The sequence below is a fragment of the Azotobacter armeniacus genome, from assembly GCF_054779355.1.
In genome coordinates this window covers 1-803 of the sequence record NZ_BAAGYK010000044.1, presented here as the reverse complement: position 1 = coordinate 803, position 803 = coordinate 1, and the positions used below count along the sequence as shown (strand labels likewise).

The 803-nt window shown below is 59.7% G+C and carries 1 pseudogene; it reads right to left on the bottom strand.

Features of this window, described 5'->3' with window-relative positions:
- Positions 1-98 precede the first annotated feature (98 nt).
- A pseudogene (ltrA, locus tag ACYVD0_RS09770) lies at positions 99-803 on the bottom strand (group II intron reverse transcriptase/maturase); the annotation flags it as partial.

Genomic DNA, 803 nt, shown 5'->3' with positions numbered 1-803 from the left:
CCTGGAGGGCGTGGTGGTCGATTGCCCGACCATCGGAGTTTCGTTTGCATTTCATGGAGGTATTGTCTCTCAATATGACAATACTTTCGATAGGCTTAGTAAATGTTCGCGTCATCGGCATAGCGCACAAAGCGATGGCCTCGCCGTTCCAGTTCGCGGTCGAGTTCATCGAGCAGGATGTTCGACAGCAACGGCGAGAGCGGGCCGCCTTGCGGCGCCCCCTCGTGACGTTGGCTAACGATCCCGCCCGACATGACACCGGCTTCGAGGTAACGGCGGATGAGCCTGAGCACCTGCTTGTCTTCGACACGACGTTCCACGCAGGCCATCAAGATGTCGTGGTTGACTCGATCGAAGAATTTCTCCAGATCGAGCTCCACACACCAACGCTGGCCCGCTGCCACATGGGCACGGGCCATCTCGACGGCTTGGTGAGCGCTTCTACCCGGACGGAAGCCGTAGCTGTAGTCCGAGAACAGAGGATCGAAGATCGGCACGAGCTGTTGCAGCAGTGCTTGTTGAATCAGGCGATCCACGACGCTGGGGATACCCAACTGCCTTGTGCCGCCTTGCGGCTTGGGAATTTCAACCGCCCGCACTGCCTGGGGATGGTACTCACCGGCCAGCAGCCTGGCTTTGAGGATCGGCCAATATTGTTTCACGTAGCCTGCCAAGTCGGCGACCGTCATGCCGTCGGCACCCGGCGCTCCCTTGTTGCTGACTACGCGCTGATATGCACGCTTGAGGTTGACCGGGGCAAGCACCCGTTCCATCAGCGTGTCCGGCTCCGCGTTCGTCCACGT